Source organism: Mycobacterium sp. 050134 (assembly GCF_036409085.1).
In the GTDB taxonomy this organism is placed as follows: domain Bacteria; phylum Actinomycetota; class Actinomycetes; order Mycobacteriales; family Mycobacteriaceae; genus Mycobacterium.
In genome coordinates, this window is record NZ_JAZGLV010000050.1 from 1 (window position 1) to 2,443 (window position 2,443).

Sequence of the window (2,443 nt, forward strand, 5' to 3'; positions counted from 1 at the left end):
CCCGGCGGTATCGCAGCGCACCAGCACCGCCGGCTTGCCGGGATCACCGCGGTGCTCGGGGTCAGGCCGCCACGCCGCAGGCAGCGACGCCAACGCCTGCGCCAGGACGGTGATGTGGTCGGCTGCGGTGTTGGAGCCGGCGCGACCGGTGCGCAGCAGTCCGAGCTCCCGCGGCCCAGGCTGCCGCCCGCGACACAGCGCGGGCCGCACCCACCCCGGGCAGGTGTGCGGCATCGATGCGTTCATCGACCAGCCGCCACATCGTGGTCGTCGAAGCTTTCGCACCCAAGACATGCTCACGGTCGCCGCACAGTTGACCGACGCCATCGATGCAGTCCGCCCCGTCAGCGACCGCGGCCGCCAAATCAGCGAACACCTCCCCCGGTGCATACACCCACGGACCTTTGTAGGTGTCCGCCAACACTGCGACATGCGCCGATAACCCCGTCGGGTCGGCGAATTCCCGCACCATGGCCATCCCGGCATGCGACACGACACCATGGCCATCGACCGCCACTTTCACCCGCGACGCGACCGCGATATTCTTCACCTGCAAGGTGCCTTCCAGCTGGAACGATTGAACCCTAGAGAAGTCCAATTATTCCTTGCAGGACTGGAACTTTCGCATATCTACACCCCGAAACTCGCAACAATTCGCGAAAAATCCGGGCTAGGTGGATGGCACCCCGACGGCCATGACCGGCATTACGGAGTCGGTCTGTAATCTCAACGTCGGCTTGGAAATGACCGCTTTGTGGCGGGTTGAGATTGACCGCCACGGTGGTTGTCCAGTGGCCTGTTGGGGCCCTTTGGTCCTTCCCGCCGTTTCGAGCCACGATCATGCGAGTTGGGGGATCGAGTAGGTGGATGTCCAGAGCGTTTCGAACTCTGTGGGGCTGATGTTACCGACGTAGCTGTGACGGCGTTCGACGTTATAGAAGTTGTCGATGTAATCGGCCATGGCAGCGGCCAACTCGATGGGGGTGGCCCATTTGCGGGTGTTGAGCAACTCGACCTGCATTCGTGCCCTGAATCGCCCCGGGTTTGATGCGCACCTTCTTTCGAGGGAAGGTTGTTCGCATCATGCCGAGGAAGTACGACGACGAGTTCAAGGCCCGGGCGGTGCGGTTGGCCACCGACCATGCCGAGGAGTACGACACCCGTACGGCCTGCCTCACCGCGGTGGCCAAGCGGTTGGGAGTGTCTTACGAATCGCTGCGCCGGTGAGTCAACCAGGCCGGGGGCTACACCGGCCTGCGCGACGGAGCGTCCACCGATGTCGCGCGGGAGAACAAGGAGCTCAAACGCAAGAATCGTGAACTTGAGGAAACCATCGAAATCCTCAAAGCGGCAACAAGTTTCTTCGCGCGGGAGAGCGACCCGCGACACCGCTGATCTGTGCGTTCATCGCCGAGCATCGCGCTCGGTTCGGGGTCTCTCCGATCTGCCGCGTGCTCACCGAGCACGGCGTCATGATCGCCCCGAGAACCTTCTACGCCTGGCTGACTCGACCCCCATCAGCGCGGGCCTTGTGGGACACGGTCATCACCGAGGTCCTGGCCGGCTACTACGATCCCGACGTGCACGGCCGCCGCAACGCTGTATGGCGCTACCAAAATGTGGGCTCACCTGCAACGCCAGGGCATCGCGGTGGCCCGCTGCACCGTGGAGCGCCTCATGCGGGCCAACGGCTGGCGCGGGGTCACCCGTCGCAAGAAGGTCCGCACCACGATCGCTGATCCGGCCGCAGCGCGGGCAGCCGATCTGGTCAACCGCCAGTTCCGGGTGCCCGCCCCCAACGTGCCGCTGGTAGCGGACTTCACCTACGTCCGCCTGCCCAGTGGGGCGTTTGCCTACACCGCGTTTGCCATCGATGCCTACGCGGGCCGGATCGTGGGATGGACCTGCTCAGCCAGCAAGCAGGACCGGTTCGTCCGCCAAGCGATCCGCCATGCCGCACAACTCCGCGAAAATGAAGGTAACCCATTGTTGGGCAAAACTATTCATCACGGCGATGCAGGCAATACACCTCCGCGCGGTTCGGGGAAACCCTCGCGCTGTCCGGGTTGGTGGCCTCCATCGCCACGGTCGGGGTGCCTTCGACAACGCCCTGGCTGAGACGACAATAGGGCTATACAAGAACCGAAGCCATCCGCGACGACTCACCGTTCCGACGAGGAACCCTGCACCGCCTCACCGACGTCGAACTGCTCACCGCCAGCCCAACCAGAGGCTGCACACCAATAACCGGTGGGCATCAAACCCGGGGCGATTCAGCTGGACGCACCAGTTGCTGTGGCCGGGGTGCCGTGCGCGTGGTGTGGCACCCGTTGTGGTGTTAAGCGATGCGGCCTACTGCGGTGGTGGGGCGCAGGTGGGGCGGCGGGGTATGAGCCTCGACGGGTGCGCGCACGGCATCAACCATGCCGGCGGCGGCGCCGGC

1 protein-coding gene and 2 pseudogenes are annotated in these 2,443 nt (G+C 64.6%); 1 reads left to right on the plus strand and 2 read right to left on the minus strand.

Annotated features, from left to right (window positions below):
* Both SKC42_RS27290 and SKC42_RS27295 read right to left on the minus strand, forming a co-directional pair.
* A pseudogene (locus SKC42_RS27290) lies at positions 1–550 on the minus strand (IS1380 family transposase); the annotation flags it as partial.
* Positions 551–838: 288 nt separating this feature from the next.
* Positions 839–1,021: an IS3 family transposase gene (locus SKC42_RS27295; RefSeq protein WP_330967349.1), complete on the minus strand. Its 183-nt coding sequence runs from the start codon at positions 1,019–1,021 to the stop codon at positions 839–841.
* Between the two features lie 62 nt (positions 1,022–1,083).
* Here SKC42_RS27295 and SKC42_RS27300 point away from each other — a divergent pair.
* Positions 1,084–2,219: pseudogene (locus SKC42_RS27300) on the plus strand (IS3 family transposase); the annotation flags it as partial.
* Between the last annotated feature and the right edge of the window lie 224 nt (positions 2,220–2,443).

Bases quoted from the DNA above. Each gene is read 5' to 3' on its own strand.
- SKC42_RS27295 (WP_330967349.1), bottom strand. From the start codon at position 1,021: ATGCAGGTCGAGTTGCTCAACACCCGCAAATGGGCCACCCCCATCGAG.